15 protein-coding genes are annotated in these 18,257 nt (G+C 41.9%); 3 read left to right on the top strand and 12 right to left on the bottom strand.

All coding sequences use genetic code 11. The features are described 5' to 3' along the window. Positions 1 to 41 precede the first annotated feature (41 nt). The 6 genes from NSTC745_RS34285 to NSTC745_RS34260 all read right to left on the bottom strand — a co-directional run bounded on the left by NSTC745_RS34285 (position 42) and on the right by NSTC745_RS34260 (position 7,764). Positions 42 to 1,067: an NAD-dependent epimerase/dehydratase family protein gene (locus NSTC745_RS34285; RefSeq protein ID WP_445635011.1), complete on the bottom strand. Its 1,026-nt coding sequence runs from the start codon at positions 1,065 to 1,067 to the stop codon at positions 42 to 44. A gap of 225 nt (positions 1,068 to 1,292) precedes the next feature. Then, the gene (gene lhgO, locus NSTC745_RS34280) at positions 1,293 to 2,507 is read right to left on the bottom strand and encodes an L-2-hydroxyglutarate oxidase (RefSeq protein WP_445635010.1); all 1,215 of its coding nucleotides are present in this window, start codon (positions 2,505 to 2,507) and stop codon (positions 1,293 to 1,295) included. Positions 2,508 to 2,681: 174 nt separating this feature from the next. Further along, positions 2,682 to 3,455 carry a glucose-1-phosphate cytidylyltransferase gene (gene rfbF, locus NSTC745_RS34275; RefSeq protein WP_445635009.1) on the bottom strand — a complete coding sequence of 258 codons (774 nt, stop codon included), beginning with the start codon at positions 3,453 to 3,455 and terminating at the stop codon, positions 2,682 to 2,684. A gap of 594 nt (positions 3,456 to 4,049) precedes the next feature. Next, positions 4,050 to 6,215, bottom strand: coding sequence for a tetratricopeptide repeat protein (locus NSTC745_RS34270; RefSeq protein WP_445635008.1), 2,166 nt, complete (start codon positions 6,213 to 6,215; stop codon positions 4,050 to 4,052). A gap of 54 nt (positions 6,216 to 6,269) precedes the next feature. Continuing rightward, a complete protein-coding gene (locus NSTC745_RS34265) occupies positions 6,270 to 7,052 on the bottom strand; it encodes a PP2C family serine/threonine-protein phosphatase (protein WP_445635007.1) in 783 nt (260 codons plus the stop codon). Positions 7,053 to 7,089: 37 nt separating this feature from the next. Then, positions 7,090 to 7,764, bottom strand: a complete 675-nt coding sequence (locus NSTC745_RS34260) for a vWA domain-containing protein (RefSeq protein WP_445635006.1) — start codon at positions 7,762 to 7,764, stop codon at positions 7,090 to 7,092. Between the two features lie 823 nt (positions 7,765 to 8,587). Between NSTC745_RS34260 and NSTC745_RS34255 the strand changes: the two genes are divergently transcribed. Next, the gene (locus NSTC745_RS34255; RefSeq protein WP_445635005.1) at positions 8,588 to 9,961 is read left to right on the top strand and encodes a response regulator; all 1,374 of its coding nucleotides are present in this window, start codon (positions 8,588 to 8,590) and stop codon (positions 9,959 to 9,961) included. A gap of 39 nt (positions 9,962 to 10,000) precedes the next feature. Beyond that, positions 10,001 to 10,372, top strand: coding sequence for a response regulator transcription factor (locus NSTC745_RS34250; protein WP_445635004.1), 372 nt, complete (start codon positions 10,001 to 10,003; stop codon positions 10,370 to 10,372). A gap of 123 nt (positions 10,373 to 10,495) precedes the next feature. Here the strand turns inward: NSTC745_RS34250 and pqqE are convergent, their stop codons facing one another. The 6 genes from pqqE to NSTC745_RS34220 all read right to left on the bottom strand — a co-directional run bounded on the left by pqqE (position 10,496) and on the right by NSTC745_RS34220 (position 15,304). Next, entirely contained in the window at positions 10,496 to 11,614 is a 1,119-nt protein-coding gene (gene pqqE / locus NSTC745_RS34245; protein WP_445635003.1) for a pyrroloquinoline quinone biosynthesis protein PqqE, read from the bottom strand. Positions 11,615 to 11,744: 130 nt separating this feature from the next. After that, entirely contained in the window at positions 11,745 to 12,032 is a 288-nt protein-coding gene (gene pqqD / locus NSTC745_RS34240) for a pyrroloquinoline quinone biosynthesis peptide chaperone PqqD (protein WP_445635002.1), read from the bottom strand. Positions 12,033 to 12,165: 133 nt separating this feature from the next. Further along, positions 12,166 to 12,885, bottom strand: a complete 720-nt coding sequence (pqqC, locus tag NSTC745_RS34235) for a pyrroloquinoline-quinone synthase PqqC (protein WP_445635001.1) — start codon at positions 12,883 to 12,885, stop codon at positions 12,166 to 12,168. A 21-nt stretch (positions 12,886 to 12,906) separates the two neighbouring features. Further along, positions 12,907 to 13,812 carry a pyrroloquinoline quinone biosynthesis protein PqqB gene (gene pqqB, locus NSTC745_RS34230; protein ID WP_445635000.1) on the bottom strand — a complete coding sequence of 302 codons (906 nt, stop codon included), beginning with the start codon at positions 13,810 to 13,812 and terminating at the stop codon, positions 12,907 to 12,909. A 55-nt stretch (positions 13,813 to 13,867) separates the two neighbouring features. Then, a complete protein-coding gene (pqqA, locus tag NSTC745_RS34225; protein WP_445634999.1) occupies positions 13,868 to 14,059 on the bottom strand; it encodes a pyrroloquinoline quinone precursor peptide PqqA in 192 nt (63 codons plus the stop codon). A gap of 585 nt (positions 14,060 to 14,644) precedes the next feature. After that, positions 14,645 to 15,304, bottom strand: a complete 660-nt coding sequence (locus NSTC745_RS34220; RefSeq protein WP_445634998.1) for a hypothetical protein — start codon at positions 15,302 to 15,304, stop codon at positions 14,645 to 14,647. A 480-nt stretch (positions 15,305 to 15,784) separates the two neighbouring features. On the opposite strand from NSTC745_RS34220, the gene pheT reads away from it, so the two are divergent. Continuing rightward, positions 15,785 to 18,247: a phenylalanine--tRNA ligase subunit beta gene (pheT, locus tag NSTC745_RS34215; RefSeq protein WP_445634997.1), complete on the top strand. Its 2,463-nt coding sequence runs from the start codon at positions 15,785 to 15,787 to the stop codon at positions 18,245 to 18,247. Positions 18,248 to 18,257: the final 10 nt, after the last annotated feature.

Raw genomic sequence — 18,257 nt, 5'->3', positions numbered from 1 at the left:
AGTTTGCACTTTATTGATAAAGCACAAACTACAAACAATTTCTACTTCTTCCAGAAGAAATCTTTATCGATTTGCTCGGTACGAATCAGATACTCTAGCTGTTTTAAACGGGTAAATCCTCTAAACAAGAAAGTATCTTCAGCCATATCAATTTGACTGAATAAATTAAGTAATTGTTCGGCACCAAGTCGAGCATTCCAATCACACTTAAATCCGGGTAAAATACTGTTAATTTTCTCGAAGGATACCCGATAGCTGCGGTTATCTGCGCCGTTATTGCCAAAGAACAATTTACAGTCAGGGAAAACATCAGCAATAATTTCAGCGATTTCTTTCACCCGATAGTTGTTGGCTGTATCTCCAACATTGAAGATTTGATTATGTATAATGTCCCGTGGTGCTTCCAAGGCGCAGACTATTGCTTTGCAAATATCTAATGCGTGAACTAATGGACGCCAAGGTGTACCGTCACTAGTCATTTTGATTTGTTTGCTAGTCCAAGCCAACCCTGCCAAGTTGTTTAAAACAATATCAAAACGCATCCTGGGAGAAGCACCAAAAGCAGTTGCATTCCGCATAAAGGTAGGTGAAAAGTCATCGTCAGCTAATGGTGCAACATCTCTTTCTACAAGGGTTTTGCACTCTGCGTAGGCTGTTTGGGGATTAATAGGAGATTCTTCTGTAACATCACCTTCAGTAGCAACACCGTAGACACTGCACGAAGACATATATACAAAACGACGCACGCCCATAGCCTTAGCCAAGCTAGCCAGACGAACTGAACCTACATGATTGATTTGGTAGGTAATATTCGGTGCCAATTGTCCGGCTGGGTCGTTGGAGAGTTCCGCCATGTGAACAACAGCTTCCACACCTTCCAAATCTTCAGGGGTGATGTTGCGGATATCTTTGTTGAGGGTTTTGGCTGTGACATCCGTACCGTTGTAGAGCCAACCAACTTTATAGTAACCAGTATCTATACCGATAACTTCATGTCCGCGTTCGATTAACAGAGATGGCAATAATGAACCCAGATAGCCTTCTGTGCCGGTTACTAATATTTTCATTGTGGTTAATGCCTTTGTATTGAAGAGTGCGTTATGCAACCAAGTGAGGAGGAATGTTTATGTAGATGGTTTATTTTTTCACGCAGAGACGCGGAGGCGCAGAGAGATTTGACTGCTGTTACCTCATGACTCAGCAATCTCGATTAAAATACCTCTGCGACTCTGCGCCTCTGCGTGAGCTTTCACATCCAAATTCAGCAGCGCCGGAAGTGACAACTATACTATCTATGCAGTTACCGCACTATCTAGATGCGAGAGTTGGGGAATTTGCGCCACTATGGCTTTGCCAATTTCTAGAGAAGAAGTAGCAGCAGGAGAAGGAGCATTGCAAACATGGATGGAGTTTTGACCGGAAACAATCAAAAAGTCGTCTACAAGCTTGCCATCGTTCATTAAGGCTTGAGCGCGGACTCCTGCATGGGTGGGAACTAAATCTTCTGCTTGGACTTCGGGAATTAGTTTTTGCAAACTTTTCACGAAGGCTGCTTTGCTGAAGGAACGAATAATTTCTTGGATGCCTTCATCAGCGTGTTTGGCTGCCAATTTCCAGAAACCAGGATAAGTCATAACCTCTAGAAAATCGCCCAAATCAAAGTCGGTTTTTTTGTAACCTTCGCGTTTGAGAGATAAAACTGCGTTTGGCCCTGCATGAACGCTACCATCAATCATCCGGGTAAAGTGGACGCCCAGGAAGGGAAAATCTGGGTTGGGTACTGGATAAATTAAAGTTTTGACTAGATAGCGTTTTTCTGGGGTGAGTTCGTAGTATTCTCCCCGGAATGGAACAATTTTAGCTTGGGGTTCAACTTGATTTAATCTGGCAGTGCGATCGCTATGCAATCCACTACAATTTATTACGAACCGAGTTTCAAAGCTACCTTTGTTTGTTTCTAATATCTGACTTTTACCCTTTGTTAGGATTTTCAGTACTTTTGTATTTAGGTGTAAATGTCCCCCCTGCTGTTGAATCAGTTGGGCATATTTCAAACAAACTTGCTTGTAGTTAACAATGCCAGTTGAAAATACCCGAATTCCACCTACGCAACTAACATGAGGTTCAATTTCCTTGACTTCTTCCGGGTTAATTCTTTGGACTTCTATGCCATTTTCCAAGCCCCGTTGGTAGAGATTTTCTAGGCGTGGTAGCTCTTGTTCTTCTGTCGCAACAATTACTTTACCACAAACTTCATGGTCAATTCCATGTTCTTGACAGAAATCCACCATTGAGCGAGAACCATCACGACAAAATTTAGCTTTAAAACTCCCTGGCTTGTAGTAAATACCAGAATGAATCACCCCGCTATTATTGCCGGTTTGGTGAAATGCCCATTGACTCTCTTTTTCTACTATTAAAATACTTGCATTGGGATAGCGTTTTCCTAAAGCCAACGCTGTAGAGAGTCCAACTATTCCCCCACCTATAATCGCAAAATCATACATTAGTATTATCGTACTTGTAGTTACACTATAAATTTACTTGGGCGTAGGGCAGAAGAAGCGGAGGGGCGGAGGGGCAGGGGGGCAGAGGTGCGGAGGGGCAAAGGAGAAAGAACTTGTACAAAAACTCTCTTCTGCTCCCCTGCTCCCCTGCTCCCCTGCTCCCCATCTCCCCTCCTACCATACTTTCCAAGGAGCTTGATTGCTGTTCCATAGCCCCTCTAGGTAGTTTTTATCGCGTAAAGTATCCATTGGTTGCCAAAAACCATAGTGCTTGAAAGCAGATAGTTGTTCCATATAAGCTAACTTTTCTAATGGCTCTTGCTCCCACACGGTAGAATCATCAGCAATCAAGTTTATCACTTCTGGTTCTAATACGAAATAGCCGCCATTAATCCAAGCACCATCGCCTTCAGGTTTTTCCCGAAAATTGGTAATTTTTGTTTGCTCGTATCCTAAGGAAATGGCACCAAAACGTCCTGCCGGTTGCACGGCTGTAAGTGTTGCTAAGGTGTTTTGTTGTTGATGAAATTTAACTAGCTCGGTGATATTAATATCACTGACACCATCACCATAAGTAAAGCAAAATGTTTCATTTCCCAGATGTTCGCTGATTCGTTTTAAACGTCCACCTGTCATTGTATTGTCCCCTGTATTTACTAGGGTGACACGCCAGGGTTCAGCATATCCAGAATGCACATTCATCTGGTTAAATCGCATGTCAAAAGTAACATCTGACATGTGTAAAAAGTAGTTAGCGAAATACTCTTTAATTATGTAACCTTTGTAACCACAACAAATGATGAAGTCATTGATGCCGTGGGCAGAGTAAGTCTTCATTATGTGCCACAGAATTGGCTTACCACCAATCTCAACCATCGGCTTGGGTCTGATACTAGTTTCTTCACTGAGGCGCGTACCAAGCCCTCCGGCCAAAATCACCGCTTTCATGCAATTACCTCGGAGATTTGTAGGGATATTATTTGTCTTTCTTGACATGAAGAGGATGCACTTTTATGGAGAAAAACTGATTTCTGATTTGTTTTTCTCAGTCAATAATCTAACTGTATTTTTTGACAAAATTATGAAGGAGATATAAATTAAAATCTTTTCTATATAAAGAATATCTATAGGGCAGAATTCAAAATTCAGAAGTCAGAAGTCAGAATTGATTACGCAAGTATAAAATAGCTCTTTAATTATTTTTTAACAAATTATTGAATTAAATAAAAATGTTACACACAACATAACTATAGTAATCTGCTTAAATTTTTGAATTTATTTGCGTAGGTATTAAATTATTATAGGGGCGCATAGTTAGCTGTGCGCCCCTACAAATTGCTATGAAATTAACACTAGCGAATCATATTCAGATTTGATTTATTCAATCAAAACCAATAATATCCAAGTAATACAGCAGCTTTCAATAATCGTGAAGTACGCAATCTAAATCTGATAGCTAAGCACAGAGATGATTTTAATTCTGACTACTGTTAGCGCAGCGGGGCGTAGCCCATTCTGAATTCTGAATTCTAAATTCAGAATTTAGTTGATTTTTTCTGTACTACTTGAGCCTTGGAATAAAGGATCGCATTTGTTTTCGACAACTACACACATATTACTGAGTGCTTGCTGATAATTATCCATATCATCTTGCTCAAGAAAGATTTTAGCAGCTGTCTGTAAATCTGCGATCGCTCTTGTTTGGTTTTGGTTGGATTCACTACCACCATATTGGGCTAACTCATAACGTACCATACCTCGTTTGAGGAAGGCTTTTGCTAGTTTGGGGCTAATGGTTAAAGCTTGGTTAAAGTCAGCGATCGCTTGTCTATATTCTTCCTCATAATTGCTGCTATACTGGGCAATTTGATAGTAAACAACACCGCGCTGAAAATAAGCTTCTGCTTTCGATAAATTCAGTTTGATTGCTTGAGTAAAATCTGCGATCGCTCTTTTGTAAACTTGTTGAGACTCACCGCTATATTTAGCCATTTGGGCGCGGACAATACCACGTCTAATATAAGCTTCAACTTCGTTGGGTTCGAGTCCGATGGCGCGATTATAATCAGTCAGGGCTAGATTATATTCTGTATCCGGGTCGTTGCTATATTCAGCAAGCATAAACCGAGCATTTCCCCGATTCACCAAAGCTTTAATTTCCTTGGGCTTGATTTTCAAGGCTTGGCTATAATCTGCAACTGCTCCTTCATAATCTTTGAGATTATAACGGGCATTGCCACGATTTACGAGCGCTCTAGCATGTTTGGGTTCTTGCTCAATCGCTTGACTATAATTTGCAACTGCTTTTTCATAGTCTCGCTGTTTGTAAGCAGTATGACCTTGTTGATAATAGTCGGCGAAGCTGAGTTTATTAATTGCCTGCCCAGATTTCAATGTTTGCTGAGTGTAAGCATTGTGCGAAACTAACGGCTCAGTAAATTTGATCATTAAGTCCGCAGATCCCAATAAAACTAAACCCAACAAGCAAAAACCAACGGGATACAACTTGGATTTTTTGGAACGTCTATAATGCGAACCGGTTGGCGTCATGGGTTGCCAATAATTCGCCAGGTGCGATGACATGGCTCGCTGTGGCAAACGCGGTGTTTGGGTGTGGCGCTTTTTGGGTTTGATTCGCGGTTGTAGATGTTCTCTGGCTTCTATGGCCCGATGTGATGGGAAAGGATCGCGTCCGCCTAATCGCACGCTACGTTCGCACCAAGGACAAAGATTTAGGTGGTTGTTGTAACGATGTTGAGGATTAGTAGTGCAAGTAATCAGGGAATCTTCGGCTTCGGCTATTGCACTAAGCCAAGTTTGGGCGCTGGGACGCAGTTGTGGGTTGCTGTGACCTTCTTCAAAACAACGCACAAAAAGTTCTTGTAAGCTGGGATGAAGAATTTCCCAAGGAGGCGCGATGGGTGTAGGTAGGTAAGGTACGCGTCGCTTTTGGCTGTAAGTGAAATGACCGGCTGCGATGCGGGCTTCGTAGGGCGGTGGCTCGATGGCGCCTTGAAAAATCCCCGAAAATGGGTGGGTACCTTCCATTAATAGTTGGAATACCAGTACCGCTAACCCGAATAAGTCGTGGGAAATTTCGCGATCGTGTTCCGCAAAAGTTTTATTTTGGAGTTCTGGTGGTGTAAACTCTGGTTTCCCGACTGCACAACGGTAAACAAGGTCGGTGTCGGGGTTACGTACTTGGAAGGAGTCTGTATCTATCAAGGTCACCAGTGCCGTGTCACTGACGAGGATGTTTGACTCATTCACATCACCAATGCAATATCCGCTAGCGTGTAAAGCCGCAAAAGCCGCTGCCAAGTTACGAGCCGTGCGGAGCAGGTACTGATAGTTGAATAAAGGGCAGTGTTGGCGACGGGTTCTAGGGTTATAAAAGTCAATGATTGGCCGCATTCCCTGAATGCGTGGCATTAAAAACCCCAGGATGCCGTTGCTACCATCTACCGCGTGCAATAAATCCTCTGGCCAAGCGATGGAAATATGCCCCAAACTAGCTGTGGGGTTTTCTGGCGGGTTAGCCAGCATGGCTTGGAGTTTTTCGGTATGGGCGCTGGTTGGTTTGTGGTATATCTTGGCCACCAAATTGCCATCGGATGGCACTGCATAAACACAAGCTTCACCGCCACGCCCCAAACTGATACTCAAATTGAGGATTTCTTTTTTAGGAGAACAACGTAGTACCTGCATAGTCAATTACCGCTAACGGGAGTATTTAAAATCTCAAACTTTTAAAGTTAATGCTTATGAGTTGTTGAATGCAGCTATTATCAGTGTCAAATCATCATCAGTGCGTTGGGCGATGCGCTCTGAGCGTAAAAATTTTACTAACTGCTCTTTTGCTGCTGTCTTATCCTCGGCATTGGCTACAAATTCAAACAGCGGAAAAAAGAACGGTTTATGAGGTTCCCCAACAACCATATTTAATGCCAGCATTTGTAACCCGTCAGTAATTATACCAACATTTACTATGTCTGTACGCCATAATCTCATCTGTGCTGTATCTAAGGCAGTGGGCGAAGTCAAAAAAGTGGTTTCGTTGATGTATTCGCCGCTATCAGGCATAGTCAGTGCTAAAAGGTTGCCCAGTCGGTCTTTGGCCACAGCCAAACCATCACCTATTTGGGCTACAGCCACAACGTCTGGTGTGGCAACCATGATAATTAAGGTAGTTGCTAAGTCAGCAAGTTGTTTCTCACAAGCAACCGCCTCATCTTCGACAGCTTTTTTGGCAGCTAGTATGGCATCATTTAAGAGCGATCGCACATTAGCATCATTAGTCAAACTGCTTCGCGTCAGTCCTTTACTAGAAAGGTTTTCGATGGCTGTCTCCACAGCAAGCATCGCTCCCACTTTCCCCAGACTTGCAGAACCCGCGCCATCTGCTGCCGCTGCCACTAAAATGTTATCCGACAATATCTGCCAGTGATGAGCATCCTGACATAATTGCTTGTTTCTTAAGTGACTTGTACCGCATACTGACGCAGCCACTATCCGCCATTGAGCAATCTGTTTTGATATGTTCATAAGATTTTGTTCCAACAGCTAGCTGCCACCTTTGTAATTAAACAGTCCCCCAACCAATTGGCGGTAGTGCTACCTGTTCGTCCACCTGAGAATGCGAAACAGCTGACATACTAGCTGAGAGCCAAACAAACATCTCGATAAAGTTTAGCCCTTTAAGTTTCAGCGGAGTACGTACAGCTATTTGACTTAAGCGCGTCATATTCGCATTTTCTACCCCAACAGTAAAAAATGCTACTCGCTTACTCGCTTCATCACTTTGTAAGCGCTGAGCTGCTTGCTCTACTTCACGATCTAACTCACCTTGCGGCTCTCCGTCTGTAATCATAAATACCCAAGGACGGTAGTAAGCAATCCCATTGGCACGATACTGAGACTTTCTTTCTTGAATGATATCTAAAGCTTTATGAATTCCCGCACCCATCGTTGTCAATCCCTGAGCTGTTAAAATCGGGGGATTGAATTGATCGGCGGTTACAAAGTCTTGTACTACATTAATATTACTGTCAAAGGTGACGATCGCCACTTCCACTCGTCTAGCTGCCAAGGAATTTTTGATTAATTCATCCTTTAAACTGAGTAAACCCTGATTCAAAGCCTCAATCGGATCTCCTTGCATCGAGCCGGATGTATCTAGTAAAAGGACGCACGGACAACGCGGTTCTGGGTTCTCTGCAAATTCTACAACTTCATCAAGTCTTAATGTGTCATGCATAACTTTTTGTGTTATGTTAAAATCCAAAGTTTTATTTCCCTGTTTTCAATATAATGTTTGCTAGTCGCTGACGCGACTACAGATATAGGATCTAGTGGTAGATGGCCTAATTCTCATCAAACAAATTATTTTCACCAACTTCTCTACATATTTCAGGAGAGATTCAGCGGCGTCTAGTTTTGCAAAATAGAGTTTCTCAAAACTCAGCATTACCTGTTGTAGTGTATCTACCAAAAATTTATATCTATCAAACCTACAGTACAATAAATACGTAGAATTTCCTACATAAGTTTTTAAAGATTTTATGTAGGATAATCGATCCTTAATATAAAAGTAATTAAGCATAATTAAGTTCGGTTAATTTACAAGTGTATCTCGTGTAATTGTGAAAACTGAGAGTCAAATTTACCTTCTAAAGGAACTAGCATAACTAAAGATGTAGATGATTGCGGTCTGGAGTCAAAATCCATCGGTAATAAGTAAAGTTAAAAATGGTCAACATGTACTGATATCTTATTTACAATTGGTCTTTACATTTGTTTATTTGTATTTACCTCAGTTAAAAAAAGCTGGAAACATAATTAAACAGAAGTTATTTCGTGCATACTGTACATAATTCCAGAAAACTATTTATTTTTCAGACATCCATAAAACGTATAAAATATAACTAAATGTTTAAAAATTTATAAATTTTAATATATTTACATATTTGAAATAAATAATTTGTGCATAAAGAAATATTACAAAGAATAAAATACTTCATCGCTGATATTTGTAATTTACAAATGTTAGGTTGCTGATTCCGCAAAAAAGTAGAAAAAGTATGAATAATTCAGGTGTGTTCTCCAAATTACGTCCTTTAAGTTTGTTAAGACAGTTATCTAATTGCTCCGACACTACTTGTTTACAAGCATTAAGTAACTCAGTTTCGTGGTCGATTTACTTAGAACAAGGCAAAATAACTTACGCCACCCATTCAGTAGAACCCTTCGACCGACTAGAACGTCATTTGCGTCGCTTGGGCCATCAAATTCCACTACTTACTAATGAAGTTCGCGTTCAAGTTCGTTTGATGTTTGAACCTGACGCACACAGTCAGTTAACGGAAGATGAAACTCAATTGAGAAGCCAGCCTCCTGAATATCAAGCTATATACTGGCTTGTTAGTCAACAACATCTACATTCTACGCAAGCAGCAGTACTGATTCAAGAACTAGTCAAAGAAACGATTGAATCATTTTTGCTCATCAAAGAAGGCACTTATGAATTAACCGAACCTTTTAGTAGAATGCCGAAAATTTGCCGATTCGACATAGAAAAAATTTTAGACCGCTGCCAAGCAAGATTAGAAAGTTGGCAGTCATTTGTGCCGCAAATTTCTTCTCCATATCAACGTCCATATCTCTTGGCTAACAAGCAATTTGAGCAAAAAGATTTACCAAACCTCCAGCCGAATTTAACTAATTGGATGAAAGGTTTTAGCATTTGTCATTTGGCTGCAATTTTGAATCAGGATGAAATTAAACTGGCTCAGCAATTATATCCTTACATCGTTCAAGGGGGAATTATCTTGCATGAGCCAGATCCGCCATTTGATAAATTACCAAAAATATTTGAAGAAAAATCGCTTTTACCAAAATTGACTACAGATTTATTTGATACTAAAGAAGAAGTCAATACTTCTCTATATATTGCCCAAGAGAATATCGGCACTGTTGAGCAAGTACCACAAATTTCCACTCCTGCAAAAGCTAACTTTCAAGAACCAACAATATCAAATAACATAAATTCTGCTTCCGAAAGAGTAACCGCCGCTACTGTAACTGCACAAAAAGTCCACAAAATTGTTTCTGTAGATGATAGCCCGACAATTCTTAAAGAAATTAGCCATTTCTTAGAAAACGAGAATTTTTCTGTAGTCACTATCAACGATCCGTTAAAAGCCGTTTTGTCAATTATCAGGCACAAACCGGACTTAATTTTGTTGGATCTAAACATGGCAGGAATTGACGGTTATGAGTTGTGTAGAATTATACGTAACAATTCAATGTTTAAACAGACTCCCATTATCTTTGTCACTGGTAACAAAGGAATTGTAGACAAAGTAAAAGCGAGGTTAGTTGGGGCATCTGGGTATCTAACAAAACCGTTTACTCGTGCGGATTTACTGAAAATAGTTTTCATGCATTTAACTTAAATTCATGAATATACGGGGTTCTAACTAATAGGGATAAATATGGCCAAAGTTTTAGTTGTGGAAGATACTCCTTCTGTGTTGGAGTTAATCAATAGTTTTTTAAGAGAAAATGGACATACGGTGATTAAAGCTTACAATGCCAAAGATGGTATGAGTAAAGCTATTAATCATCAGCCCGATGCCATAATTACTGATGTGGTAATGCCAGAAGTTAGTGGGTTTGAATTTTGTCGCCAACTGAAAAGAAATCCAGCAACTAAAAAAGTACCTATTATTATTTGTAGTTCTAAAAATCAGCCGATTGATAGAATTTGGGGAATGCGGCAAGGTGCGAACGTTTATTTAGCTAAACCTTTTACTAAACAGCAATTACTACATGCAGTCAAATCTCTTGTGGATGGAGGGGAATAGGGCATGGGTAGATGGCTTCGCTAAGGGAAAAGGGTAAAGGTTAAAGGGAAAAGAGAGATCTTTCCTTTCCCCCTTCCCCTTTCCCCTTTCCCCCATACCCAATGCCCAATCTCCAGTTCCAGCCTATTGCTTGTTGGCTGCTATGAATTGAGACTTTGGCATTGAGCGATAAACCAAAGGTGGGGGTGAATCCAAGTTTTCTTGATTTGCCTGTTTTGTGACTGTGGTAATCAGGTGATGGTGTGGTGACAGATGACACACAGGATCGGTGGCAGCAGCATTGTGAGTCAGAAGTAAAGCTTGGCAACGGCAACCACCGAAATCAACCTCACGGCGATCGCAACTTTGGCAAGGTTCAGGCATCCATTCTGTTCCCCGGAAGCGATTAAAAGCGGGCGATTCAAACCAAATCCAATCTAGGGAATGGTTGCGGACGTTAGCAAATTCTAATTCTGGAATCGAAGTGGCGGCTTGACAAGGTAACACATCGCCATTAGGAGCGACAACTAGAGCTCGATGACCCCAGCCGCCCATACATCCTTTGGGATAATCTTCATAATAGTCTGGAAGTACGTATAAGATACCCATTGGGCAGATATTACGCTCTCTAGCTGCTGCCACTGCGGCATCTGCTCGTTTTAGCTGTTCGCGGGTGGGTAGTAAAACATCACGGTTGCGATATGCCCAGCCATAATACTGAGTGTTCGCTAATTCAACTCGGTCTGCTTTTAAAACCTCACACAGCTCTAAAATTTCCTCAATTCTGTCTAGATTTTGCCGATGCAGGACAAAATTAAGTGTTAGCGGAAAACCTAAATCTTTTACTAATTTTGCTGCCTCTAATTTTTGCTGAAAACAGGGAGTTCCAGCAATATAATCCGATTCAGCAGCACGACTGTCTTGGATACTAATTTGTACGTGATCGAGTCCGGCATCGCGCAGCTGTGTAGCTCGTTCTGGAGTTAATAGCGTAGCAGCAGTAATCAAAGTGGTATATAATTCCGCTTTGGCTGCTGCTGCCACAAGTAATTCTAGGTCTTTTCGTAGCAGTGGTTCGCCGCCGGTCAAGCCAAGCTGTAACACACCCAAGTTTGAGGCTTGGTGAATTACTCGCAACCAATCCTCGGTAGAAAGTTCTTGACGATACTGGTTATCGCCATAATTAAGCGGATTGGAGCAGTACGGACAACGCAGTGGGCAGCGATACGTCAATTCTGCAATTAAGCTTAAAGGTCTTGTCATACTAATTCGTAATTCTTAATGGGCTACGCCCCGCTACGCTAACGTAATTCGTAATTAATACAAGGAGTAAAATCTCCTCATAAATTGACTTTTACCTCCTGGCTGTTGCCTGTTGCCTGTTGCCTGTTGCCTATTGCCTATTGCCTTCTAGAATTAATAGTCCTCGTTTGCTAATTCGAGAGAGCAGTTGGCGCACGTCCTCTAGCAGGTTTTCGCCCTGGTAGTGTTTCTCTAACTCTGCTGCGATCGCACTCAGAGTTCGCTCACCGTTACAAAGTGCCAGAATTGCAGCTGCTGTGGAATTTAATTGTAGTGCCCCCTCTGGAACCAGGAGCCAATGCTGCTTCCTCACATCATCCCAGCGCAAACGCACCCCACGAACTAACCGTGGTCGAGCATGATTGTCTATAGTACTCATTTAATTCGTAATTAATATGTTTGGGCATGGGGCATTGGGGGGATATAAGGGAGATGGGGAAGACAAGGGAGAAAAATTACTACCTTGTCTTCCTTGTCTACCTTGTCCCCCATCTCCCCATCTCCCCATCTCCCTACCCCTCTTGAGGCCTAGTATCGCGCCGTTCAATCGCTTCTAATTGGCTCCACAATAAATTGCACTTGAATACTAAAGCTTGTACTGCTTTCTCCTGAGACTCACGAGTTTTACAGTGTTTGAGGACTAGCTTGAGGGCATATTGGGCATCTCTGGGGGCTTGGTAAAGACGCGCCCGGAAGTAGTCAAATCCCGCAGGATCGATCCACGGGTAATGTTCTTCTAATGCAGCTAAACGGACTCTAATTGCATCGGGGCCAAATAGTTCGGTTAGGGATGCAGCCACCGCCTCAATCCAAGGTCGAGTGCGACAAAAGTTAACGTAGGCATCCACAGCATATTGAACTCCTGGAAGAACGTGTTGGTCTTCTAAGAGTTCCTGACGAGACAATCCTACAGCTTTACCGAGTTTTAACCATGCCTCAATACCACCTTTGTCCTCACCTTGACCGTCATGATCGATGATGCGTTGAATCCATTCGCGCCGTACTTCTAAATCGGGGCAGTTTGACAAGATTGCAGCATCTTTCAGGGGAATACTTTTTTGATAGTAAAATCTATTTGCTACCCAGCGTCGGACTTCTGTTGGCGTTAAATCACCGCTGTTCATCCTCGCATGAAATGGATGCAGATGATGATAGCGGCTATGTTGCGATCGCAATACTGCCTCTAGTTCTGTCTGAGTCCAAGGGAGAGGTTCTTTAACTAATTCCAACACGCTTTTTATTGCACCTCAAAATTACAATTCGATGGTCATGCCATCGCAGCCAACTTCTATTCCTGCGGTTTCAACAATTTTGCGTTCCTCTGAATCAGGTAAAAGGATTGGGTTTGTGTTGTTGATGTGAACGAGAATTTTCCGAGGACGGCTCAAATTAGCAAGGCTTTTTAAACTAACATTCAGGGGTAAGTGTCCCATATCGCGGGCTTGCAGCTTTGATATTCCTAAAGCTAATAACTCGTCATTTTCCCAGCAAGTGCCATCTACTAAAATGCAGTCACTAGACTCAAACCGTTCTAGAATTTTTTCATCAAGTTCGGCTAAACCTGGAGCATAAGTAGCAACTTTGCCAGTTGTGCGATCGCGAAATGTTAAACCAATAACCCAAACTCCATTTAAATTTGCCTTGTGGCGCATATATTTTGGTGGTTTAGCTGCTAGTGGAAATGCCTCCACCTCCAAACCATCTGCACCATCCAACCCCAGGTTTATAGGTACGTGAGGTTCGAGTACAGACCATTCCACACCACAATAGTTTGCTAACGTAGACAGCAGGGGATAACCCTCTGTCAAAGCCTTATGTACTGTTTGGGTACCGTAGACGCGCAGTTTTTCCGTAGATTCTCTCAGGATAACCAGGCCGGTAGTATGGTCAATCTCTGCATCAGTTAACAGAACACCAGCGATCGGACTTGACCGAATTGTAGATGGTTCTCCTTCCCGCAATTTCTCTAACTGCGGACGTATATCCGGAGAGGCATTGACTAAAAACCAAGGCTGATTGTTTTTCCTCACCGCAATTGATGACTGGTTTAACCAATTTACACCTACATGACTTGTGCGGACTGCTTGGCAATTGGGACAGTTACAATTCCATTGAGGAAAACCGCCACCTGCGGCAGTACCAAGAATTTTCAGGAACATAAAAACAAAAAGCAGGTAGAGGTTTTCATTGGGCAATTTCGCTTAGTTTTGACAATTATTGCCCATTGAGGATGTATGTCGTAATTTCCATACACAAGTCAAGCTCATCAAAATCTGGTTTTTCCCAATCAATTGCTGACTTAATATTTGGAGGAAGGAATGAGGTTCTAGCCGAGACATCCTCGCTTAACTGTGAGCTATTGCTCTCTTGCTCTTGCATAGAGCGATCGTTGGTTTCGCGAATCATAAGGAACACCTAATTCAAATCAAAATTGATTTGGCCTACAATTAATTTTAGTAATTTTACTTACTATTTGTCTTAATTTGCTGGTTCCAAATCTGTTTGCTATAGACTAAACTGTGTTAGACAAGAAGCACACAGTATTTTTACTGTTATTTTATTAAATTTTTATTGTGGGTAACAGTAATATCATCTAAGGATAATTGCTTGCGTTACTGGCTTTTCTCATGTATGCTGCTTGACATGAGCTAATACCATTTGAGTTTATTTATGATATGAACGTGAGGATAAGGGCATTCGCTCTTAGGGTCTCGTAGATAAAGGTACGGCCGTACCCATCGTTGTCAACTTAAGTGAAAGCCTTGTCAAGAGGTGATGCATAAATTCACTCACTTACCATAAAGATCTTCGTTACCCCACCCCGGTTTTGTCTAAAGCCAAAACCGCCCCTCCCCTTGGCAAGGGGAGGGGTTGGGGGTGGGGTAAAACGATTGTGGGGCAAGAGTTTGAGCTTAAGTTAACACGTATGATAGCTATGCACCCCTACCTTGTACCTCACGCTTATCGAGAAATGCTATAAGTCTGTGCTTGCTATCTATTTAGTAAAGTCAAAGAGTTAATTACCTGCTGATATGCTCTCTCGTAAATAGCATCATTATTGCCATAACCTGTTTTAGATATTGTGACAACAATAATTCGAGAGTCTTTAGGATTGATAAAAGCGACATGTTCGTTTTCGTATAAGCCACTCGATTTAAATTTCAATCCACTTTGACTTGCAATTTTCGCAGTTTTGAATTCACGGGGTGCAGAAAATTCGTTATTCTGTTTAATCCATTTCTGCAAAGGTAATTTACTACCATTGTTATATACAGATACGCGTACATTAGCTGGGTATTCTGTACCGCCTTCATATTCTCCAGCGCGAATTTTCTCGGCGTGTTTGCGAGTCCAGATATCAATAGCAGTTAATGGAGAATTAACGTTATTGTTGGGAGTGGTTATTTTGTTATCGATCGCAAAATCTCGCAGCGAGTAGCTAAACTCAAAACGAAAGCGATCGCTCTTATAAATACCGTGTTCTTTTCGTGCTGGTTTGGGTGTAGACTTTTCTAATGAAACAACTTCTGCTGTAGCTGGGTTTATCAAAGAAAAATTCATCTCTGTTTTGCAGGCGATTGTCACTACTGCTAGCAAACCCATCATCATTGGATGTAAAATCAATTTTTTTACATTATAGTTAATTACCATTATTGGCTCCTGGAAATTTAATCTTTTAGAATGTATAGCTTTAATAAATCCAACTTCTCAAAGACGATTTCCGCAATTTATCTCTATTGCTAGTTAAATCAACTCGAACCACAATCCCTTGTAGAGGCTTTACAGCTGTAAAGCCCCTACCCTATGGTTGAATTACCTGAAAATTGCTGTAATTTTCATAAATGAGTAGTTGAGCTTCATTAATGAGTCTTTGAACTCCATTAATGAGCCTTTGAACTCCATTAATGAGTCTTTGATACTCATTAATGAGTAATTAAGCCTTGTAAAAGTTTCCTTTTGCAGCAAATAGTCAAAACGCCAACAAAAGATGAGCATAGGAGATTGTTCTGCTAGTCTGACGTAGTACGATTGTTCAAGTGCAAAGCTATGACTTGCAGAGTGAATGCGATCGGTCGCTAACAGACACTCTAAAATGAGAGCAAAAGACGATTCCTAAAACCAGCACACTCCATGCGTATTTCTTTAAACTGGCTGCGCGAACTAGTAGAGATAAAACTTAGTCCGGAAGAATTAGCCGAAACCCTGACAATGGCGGGGTTTGAAGTAGAAGATATTGAAGACCGCCGCACTTGGGCAAATGGCGTAGTTGTTGGGAGAGTGCTTGAACGTCAACCACACCCAAATGCTGATAAATTAAGTGTTTGCCAAGTGGATATTGGCGCAGATGAGACTTTAAATATTGTCTGTGGCGCTGCCAATGTCAAGGCAGATATCTATGTGCCAGTAGCAACTACGGGAACTTACTTACCCAACATCGATTTAAAAATTAAACCCGCAAAACTGCGTGGCGTTCCCTCTCAGGGCATGATTTGTTCTTTAAAAGAACTCGGTTTGCCAACTGATGTAGACGGAATTCATATTTTCCCCCAAGAAAATTTAACCTTGGGTAGCGATGTGCGTCCTTTATTGGGTTTAGATGATGTAATTTTAGACCTCACGGCAACCGCTAATCGCGCTGATGCATTGAGTATGGTAGGTGTCGCCAGGGAAGTTGCAGCCTTAACTGGGGGAAAACTGAACATTCCCGTACCCAGTGAAGTACCAATTCCTAAAAATACAGGAAATTTAGCTTTAAAAATTGCCGATACCCAAGCTTGTCCTGCTTACATTGGTACAGTAATCGAACAAATTACAATTGCGCCATCTCCTGATTGGTTGCAACAGCGTTTGCGGGCTGCGGGAGTACGTCCGATAAATAATGTGGTGGACATTACTAACTACGTATTGTTGGAATGGGGACAACCGCTGCACGCCTTTGACCGCGATCGCCTAAAATCAGTTGCAAGTAGCGAAAGTTTAATCATCGGCGTCCGCTTCGCCACTGCTGGAGAATCCTTAAAAACCTTGGACGGACAAACCCGCACTTTAGCATCGCAAAATTTATTAATTACCGCCAACGACAGACCCGTTGCACTGGCGGGAGTTATGGGTGGAGAAGAAACCGAAGTCCATCAAGGTACTCAAAGCTTAGTTTTAGAAGCCGCTTTATTTGATTCCGTCGCAATTCGCCGTTCTTCTCGCAGTGTTGGCTTAAGAAGTGAAGCTTCTGGAAGATACGAAAGAGGAGTTAACCGCGCCGAATTGGAAGTTGCAAATCGCCGCGCCTTGTCATTGATTAGCGAATTAGCTAGTGGAGTTATTACTCAGCAAGAAATCACCGACACTCGCCCAGATCCATCTACCTGGAGTCGTTCTATTGCATTGCGTTTAGATAGAGTGAATCAGGTACTAGGGCCAATCGATTTGGGAGAAGACACAGCAGAACTCCAAGAACAAGATGTTGAAAGGATTCTGACTGCATTAGGATGTCAGCTGACTCCTTCAAGTAATGCTTTAGGACAAGACAACACGCCCCAACCCACATGGTCTGTTTCCGTACCGCCTTATCGTTACCGCGACTTAGAACGGGAAATTGATTTAATTGAAGAAATCGCCCGTCTCTATGGATACAACAGATTTTGCGATACCTTACCAGAAAAAAGCGAACCTGGTTATTTGCCTTTAGACCAAGAATTGATTCGCAAATTACGAGCTTATCTGCGGGCAGAAGGATTAACAGAATTAATTCATTATTCTTTAGTTAAACCAGGAGAAGACAGACAAATAGTATTAACAAACCCATTATTTGTAGAATATTCAGCCTTGAGAACCGATTTAATATCTGGGTTAATTGATGCCTATCAATATAATATAGAGCAGGGTAACGGCGCCCTCAACGGCTTTGAAATTGGGCAAATTTTCTGGCAAGAAGAAGACGGTTTGCAAGAAACAGAAGTCCTGGCTGGTATTATGGGGGGCGATCGCTTTGTTGGAAAATGGTCAAAAGGCGGTCGAGAACAGCCCTTGACTTGGTTTGAAGCCAAAGGCATTTTAGAAAGTGTATTTCGTCAACTCGGCTTGCAAGTAGAATATCAACCCGATTGCCGAGACGAACGCTTACATCCAGGACGCACCGCTTCCCTATGGGTTAGAGGTAGTAGACTGGGTATTTTTGGGCAAATTCACCCCCAACTGCGCCGCGAAAAAGGTCTGCCAGATTCAGCCTACGTTTTCCAGTTAGGTTTAGACGTACTTTTAAATTCTCTAGAGGAAGACGAAACTCTCAACCCCACATTTAAATCCTATTCCACCTATCCACCAAGCGATCGCGACATTGCCTTTTTCGCACCCGTGAAAGTTTCAGTCGCCGAACTGGAAAAAGCAATTACCAAAGCTGGCAAAGATTTACTCGAATCAGTGGAATTGTTTGATGAATATCGAGGCGAAAACGTCCCCGAAGGACAGCGGAGTCTAGCATTCCGCCTAATTTATCGGGCAAGCGATCGGACTCTTACCGAAGCTGAAGTCGAACCGGTACACAATAAAGTCCGCGAAGCCTTAGTAGAAAAATTCGGCGTCAACCTCAGAAGTTAAGAGTAGAGAC

It is taken from the genome of Nostoc sp. DSM 114161 (genome assembly GCF_052692665.1).
This window is presented reverse-complemented; position numbering and strand designations above follow the sequence as displayed.

Excerpts from the sequence above, each read along its gene's own strand:
- NSTC745_RS34285 (WP_445635011.1), bottom strand. The coding sequence starts at position 1,067 with ATGAAAATATTAGTAACCGGCACAGAAGGCTATCTGGGTTCATTATTG.
- lhgO (WP_445635010.1), bottom strand. The coding sequence starts at position 2,507 with ATGTATGATTTTGCGATTATAGGTGGGGGAATAGTTGGACTCTCTACA.
- rfbF (WP_445635009.1), bottom strand. The coding sequence starts at position 3,455 with ATGAAAGCGGTGATTTTGGCCGGAGGGCTTGGTACGCGCCTCAGTGAA.
- NSTC745_RS34270 (WP_445635008.1), bottom strand. The coding sequence starts at position 6,215 with ATGCAGGTACTACGTTGTTCTCCTAAAAAAGAAATCCTCAATTTGAGT.
- NSTC745_RS34265 (WP_445635007.1), bottom strand. The coding sequence starts at position 7,052 with ATGAACATATCAAAACAGATTGCTCAATGGCGGATAGTGGCTGCGTCA.
- NSTC745_RS34260 (WP_445635006.1), bottom strand. The coding sequence starts at position 7,764 with ATGCATGACACATTAAGACTTGATGAAGTTGTAGAATTTGCAGAGAAC.
- NSTC745_RS34255 (WP_445635005.1), top strand. The coding sequence starts at position 8,588 with ATGAATAATTCAGGTGTGTTCTCCAAATTACGTCCTTTAAGTTTGTTA.
- NSTC745_RS34250 (WP_445635004.1), top strand. The coding sequence starts at position 10,001 with ATGGCCAAAGTTTTAGTTGTGGAAGATACTCCTTCTGTGTTGGAGTTA.
- pqqE (WP_445635003.1), bottom strand. The coding sequence starts at position 11,614 with ATGACAAGACCTTTAAGCTTAATTGCAGAATTGACGTATCGCTGCCCA.
- pqqD (WP_445635002.1), bottom strand. The coding sequence starts at position 12,032 with ATGAGTACTATAGACAATCATGCTCGACCACGGTTAGTTCGTGGGGTG.
- pqqB (WP_445635000.1), bottom strand. The coding sequence starts at position 13,812 with ATGTTCCTGAAAATTCTTGGTACTGCCGCAGGTGGCGGTTTTCCTCAA.
- pqqA (WP_445634999.1), bottom strand. The coding sequence starts at position 14,059 with ATGATTCGCGAAACCAACGATCGCTCTATGCAAGAGCAAGAGAGCAAT.
- NSTC745_RS34220 (WP_445634998.1), bottom strand. The coding sequence starts at position 15,304 with ATGGTAATTAACTATAATGTAAAAAAATTGATTTTACATCCAATGATG.
- pheT (WP_445634997.1), top strand. The coding sequence starts at position 15,785 with ATGCGTATTTCTTTAAACTGGCTGCGCGAACTAGTAGAGATAAAACTT.